This window comes from Qipengyuania sp., from assembly GCF_043423005.1.
GTDB lineage: Bacteria > Pseudomonadota > Alphaproteobacteria > Sphingomonadales > Sphingomonadaceae > Qipengyuania.
In genome coordinates this window covers 1-4,669 of the sequence record NZ_JBHWMI010000072.1, presented here as the reverse complement: position 1 = coordinate 4,669, position 4,669 = coordinate 1, and the positions used below count along the sequence as shown (strand labels likewise).

General features: G+C 67.8%; 7 protein-coding genes and 1 pseudogene. 7 read left to right on the top strand and 1 reads right to left on the bottom strand.

The features are described from left to right. The 7 genes and pseudogenes from ACHFFA_RS10700 to ACHFFA_RS10670 all read left to right on the top strand — a co-directional run. Positions 1-298, top strand: a pseudogene (locus tag ACHFFA_RS10700) (hypothetical protein); the annotation flags it as partial. Continuing rightward, positions 298-1,047: a Fe-S cluster assembly ATPase SufC gene (sufC, locus tag ACHFFA_RS10695; RefSeq protein WP_394270830.1), complete on the top strand. Its 750-nt coding sequence runs from the start codon at positions 298-300 to the stop codon at positions 1,045-1,047. The pseudogene ACHFFA_RS10700 and the gene sufC, both read left to right, overlap by 1 nt. Next, positions 1,044-1,442 (top strand): hypothetical protein, encoded by a 399-nt coding sequence (locus ACHFFA_RS10690; protein ID WP_394270829.1) that lies wholly within the window; start codon positions 1,044-1,046, stop codon positions 1,440-1,442. The genes sufC and ACHFFA_RS10690 overlap by 4 nt, the downstream gene beginning before the upstream one ends. After that, the gene (locus ACHFFA_RS10685; RefSeq protein ID WP_394270828.1) at positions 1,439-2,212 is read left to right on the top strand and encodes a SufD family Fe-S cluster assembly protein; all 774 of its coding nucleotides are present in this window, start codon (positions 1,439-1,441) and stop codon (positions 2,210-2,212) included. Before ACHFFA_RS10690 ends, ACHFFA_RS10685 begins: the two co-directional genes overlap by 4 nt. After that, the gene (locus ACHFFA_RS10680) at positions 2,209-3,423 is read left to right on the top strand and encodes a cysteine desulfurase (protein ID WP_394270827.1); all 1,215 of its coding nucleotides are present in this window, start codon (positions 2,209-2,211) and stop codon (positions 3,421-3,423) included. The genes ACHFFA_RS10685 and ACHFFA_RS10680 overlap by 4 nt, the downstream gene beginning before the upstream one ends. Continuing rightward, positions 3,420-3,926, top strand: coding sequence for an SUF system Fe-S cluster assembly protein (locus ACHFFA_RS10675; RefSeq protein ID WP_394270826.1), 507 nt, complete (start codon positions 3,420-3,422; stop codon positions 3,924-3,926). Before ACHFFA_RS10680 ends, ACHFFA_RS10675 begins: the two co-directional genes overlap by 4 nt. Next, a complete protein-coding gene (locus tag ACHFFA_RS10670; protein ID WP_394270825.1) occupies positions 3,926-4,291 on the top strand; it encodes a HesB/IscA family protein in 366 nt (121 codons plus the stop codon). Before ACHFFA_RS10675 ends, ACHFFA_RS10670 begins: the two co-directional genes overlap by 1 nt. Positions 4,292-4,301: 10 nt before the next feature. Here the strand turns inward: ACHFFA_RS10670 and ACHFFA_RS10665 are convergent. After that, positions 4,302-4,669: hypothetical protein (locus ACHFFA_RS10665; protein ID WP_394270824.1), on the bottom strand; the 368-nt coding region annotated here is incomplete at its 5' end.

Genomic DNA, 4,669 nt, shown 5'->3' with positions numbered 1-4,669 from the left:
ATACTTGGACTTCGTGTCGCACAATCTCGGCCTTGCGATCATGATCGACGAGGAGGGCGCGGACGAGGCGCTCGCCCGGCGGCGCGACAAGAGCCTCGAGGCGGTCGGCCTCAAGATCGAGCGGGTGGCGGCGGCAGACATCCTGGCCGACATCGACCCCGTGCTCCAGCGGCTCACCGTGACGATGCGCGCCTGCCTCGCCGAGCGCAAGGCCCGCGCCCGCGCCCACGCGGCGGCCAATCCCAGACAGCACTATTCACGGCCCGGACGCGACTCCGGCCCGCGCAGGAACGATTGATGCTCCAGATCACCGACCTTCACGCCACCATTGCCGACAAGCCGATCCTGAAGGGCCTCTCGCTCACCGTGGCGGCGGGCGAGATCCATGCGATCATGGGTCCGAACGGAGCCGGCAAGTCGACCCTGTCCTACGTTCTCGGCGGCCGGCCGGGATACGAGGTGACCTCCGGCTCAGTGCTGTTCGAGGGGCAGGATCTGCTGGCGCTCGAACCGCATGAGCGTGCGGCCTCGGGGCTGTTCCTCGGCTTCCAGTATCCAGTCGAGATCCCCGGCGTCTCGAACCTCCAATTCCTCCGCGAGGCGCTTAATTCCCAGCGCACCGCTCGTGGGCAGGAGCCGCTCAGCGGCGGCGAGTTCCTCAAGCTCGCGCGCGAAAAGGCGGCGCTGCTGAAGCTCGACCCCGAAATGCTCAAGCGGCATGTCAATGTCGGTTTTTCGGGCGGCGAGAAGAAGCGTGCCGAGATGGTCCAGATGGGCATCCTCGACCCGACCTTCGCCGTGCTTGACGAGACCGACAGCGGGCTCGACATCGATGCGCTGCGCATCGTCGGCGAAGGCATCAATGCGATCATGCGTGCGTCCGGGAAGGGCGTGCTGCTGATCACCCACTACCAGCGCCTGCTCGATGTGGTCAGGCCTGACCGGGTGTCGATCCTGGCGGATGGGCGCATCGTCAGGACCGGCGGGCCGGAGCTTGCCCAAAGGCTCGAGAACGAAGGCTATGACGCCGTAATGGAGGCTGCATGATGCTTGCGCTCGCATTCGTCCTGATGGCGCAGGCCGCCACCGCCGACCTTCCCGTGCCCGAGGGGCCGCCGAGCGAAGCGGTGTCCGAGCAGATCACCGTAATCGGCGAGCGGCTCAAGACCTTCAAGGGCGGGGTGTACAAGAAGGACGGCAAACTTACCTGCCGGATCGAGGCGTCGACCGGCGACGAGGCGATCGACATGGTTCGCTGCGGCGCGATGCTGCGCTGCTTTGCCCCGCGGGCGGCCGAGCTCGACACGATCGCCGCCTCCGATGCGCCGCGGGCCGAACGCAACCGCAGGATGCAGGCGATTGCCGAGGCGGCACAGCCCTGCTTCGAGGAAGCCAGTGCGGCGGGCGTGCGGATGCTGGCGGAACAGCGCGACGCGTCATGACCGAAGCTGCCATCCTGCCCACGCGGCGCGATGAGGCGTGGCGCTATTCGGATACCGACGCGCTGGCGGCGGTCGGCCCCGCCGAGCTGTCCGACTGGCGCGAAATCGTCGTGCCGGCGGGCGGCCATTACCGCGAATGTCTCATACTCGAGGATCACGCCGGTCCCAATGACGAAACCTTCCTGCGCCGCCTGCGGGTGAACTTGGGCGAAGGGGCGCGGTGCGAACTGTTCGCCGTCATCGCCAGCGGTCAGCTGGGCCGGATCGAGATCGAGGCTACGCTCGCCACGTCCAGCCATTTCGAGCTCGGCGGCATCACGGTCGGCGGGCGCGACACCACGCGCGAGATCGTCAGCCGGGTGATCCATGCGCAGCCGGGGGCGACCAGCAACCAGATCGTGCGCAGCGTGCACTGGGGCCGCGGGACGGGCAATTTCCTCGGCCGGATCGACGTCGATCGCGGGGCGCAGAAAACCGCCGCCGCGCAAAGCTTCAAGGGCCTGCTGCTGGAAAAGGGGGCAAGCGTCAATGCAGTCCCCCAGCTCGAGATCTTCGCCGATGACGTGAAGTGTGAACATGGCGCCAGCGTGGGCCAGCTCGACGAGGCGGCGCGCTTCTACATGGGGGCGCGCGGCCTTTCGCCGGCCGCCGCACGGCGGCTGCTGGTACAGGCGTTCATCGGCGATGCACTGGTCGGACTGGGCGACGATGCCGCGACGCAGGAGCGTCTGCTGCGCGTCGCGCTCGACAAGCTGGACCGGCATCTGTGAACGCGGTCGATCAGCTTTCGCGCAAGGCCGATTTCCCCGGGTTGGTGACGGCGCAGGGGGCGCCGTGGCACTATCTCGATACCGCGGCGAGCGCGCAGAAACCGCGCGCCGTGATCGATGCGATGGCCCGCGCGCTCGGCACGGATTACGCCACGGTCCACCGCGGGGTTTATGGCCGCAGTGCGCAGATGACGCTCGGCTACGAGGCGGCCCGACGGCGGGTCGCGGACTTCATCGGCGGGTCTGAAAACGAGGTCGTGTTCGTGCGCGGCGCGACCGAGGCGATCAACCTCGTTGCCTTCAGTTGGGGCGGGGCGAACCTTGGCCCGGGCGACCGGATCGTCCTTTCCACCCTCGAACACCATTCCAACATCGTGCCGTGGCAAATGATCGCTGCCCGCACGGGGGTCGAGATCGACGTCTGCCCGCTGACCGACGACCACCGGATCGACCTCGACGCCCTCGAACGGCTGCTGACCAAGCGCACCCGGATGGTCGCGCTGGCGCATGTCTCGAACGTGCTCGGCAGCGTGCTCGATGCACGGCGTGCGGCTGACCTTGCCCATTCCGTCGGGGCGAAGCTGCTGCTCGACGGGTGTCAGGCGGCGCCGCGCATGGCGCTCGACATGGCGGCGCTCGATTGCGATTTCTATGCCTTCTCGGCGCACAAGCTCTACGGGCCGACCGGGATCGGCGTGCTGTGGGCGCGCGAAACCCTGCTCGACGAAATGCCCCCGTGGCAGGGCGGCGGTGCGATGATCGAACAGGTCAGCTTCGCACGCACCACCTATGCCCCGCCGCCGCAGCGCTTCGAGGCGGGTACGCCGATGATCACCGAGGCGATCGCCCTTCATGCGGCGATCGACTATGTCGCCGGTATGGGGCCAGATCGCCTGTTCGCGCACGAATGCGCGCTGGCCCGGCAGCTGCGCAGCGAACTGCAACGGATCAACGCGGTGCGCCTGTTCGGCCCCGAGGATAGTGCCGGCATCGTCTCCTTTGCGATCGAGGGGGTTCATCCCCACGATCTCGGCACCATATTGGACGAGGAAGATGTCGCCATCCGTGCCGGACATCACTGCGCCCAGCCGCTGATGTCGGCGCTCGGCGTACCGGCCACCGCACGGGCAAGCTTCGGGCTCTATTCCGACGAAGGCGACATCGCCGCCCTGCTGCGCGGCATCGAACGGACACAAAGGATTTTCGGATGAGCGAGGAAAACCCCGACCGCGCCTTCATCGCCGCGCCCTTCGCTGACGACATGCCGCCGGCCAAACCGCCGCGCGCGCGGGTCGAGGATGCGGCGCTGCCGGACGAGGAAAGCGCCGGTGCAAAGCTCGAACGCAAGCGCGACTATCTGGAAGGCTTTCTCCAGCATCGTCCGGCCGAAGTGGCGCCGGGTGAACCGGGCGGTGCGCTCTATGATGCGGTGGTCGATGCGCTGAAGGAAATCTACGACCCTGAAATTCCCGTCAACATCTACGATCTGGGGCTGATTTACGGAGTCGAGGTATCGGGCGACGCCGATGTCGTCATCACCATGACCCTTACCACGCCGCACTGCCCGGTTGCCGAGACCATGCCCGGCGAGGTCGAACTGCGCGCCGCGAGCGTCCCGGGCGTACGCGATGCCGAGGTCAATCTGGTGTGGGATCCGCCCTGGGGCCCGGACCGGATGAGCGACGAGGCGCGGCTCGAACTGGGGATGCTGTGATGACGGTTCCGGAAACCCGCACCCGCCCCGCCCCCAAAGCCGCCGTCATCCTGACCGCGGGCGCCGAACGGCGCATCGCGGCGCTGATGGCGCAGGCGCCGGCAGACGCGATAGGCGTCAAGCTATCCACCCCGCGGCGGGGTTGCTCGGGCCTGGCCTATTCGGTCGATTACGTGACCGAGGAAGCCCGCTTCGACGAGAAGATCGAGACCCCCGGGGGTGTCCTCTACATCGACGGGGCGAGCGTCCTCTACCTCGTCGGCAGCACGATGGACTGGGTGGAGGACGATTTCACGGCCGGGTTCGTCTTCACCAACCCCAATGCCAAGGGCGCCTGCGGCTGCGGCGAAAGCTTCATGGTCTGACCCGCCCGCACTAGCGGCGCAGCGAGGCGATACAGGACGCACGGTCGACATCCTTGCCATCGCTTGCCCGGCGGGCTTCGACATGCGTGGCGCTCGGCTCGGCCGCGGGGCTCAGCGGGTAAAGATAGATATCCAGCACGCAGGACTGACCTGAAAATTGCAGCTTGCGCGCGTCCCCCTCGCTCACGTCGAGACGCGGCGTGCCGAACAGGTTGGCCAGCGCGGTCGCATTGCGGCCGATCACCCCCTCGAGGCCCGGACCGGACATGACCTGGGGGGCGATGAACCCGCCCTGCGACGGGGCGCGCGGCGCCGGTGACTGGCGCTGCGGCGGGATCGGGGTTGCCGCCGGTCCGCGCGCCGGCGCCGGATCACTGG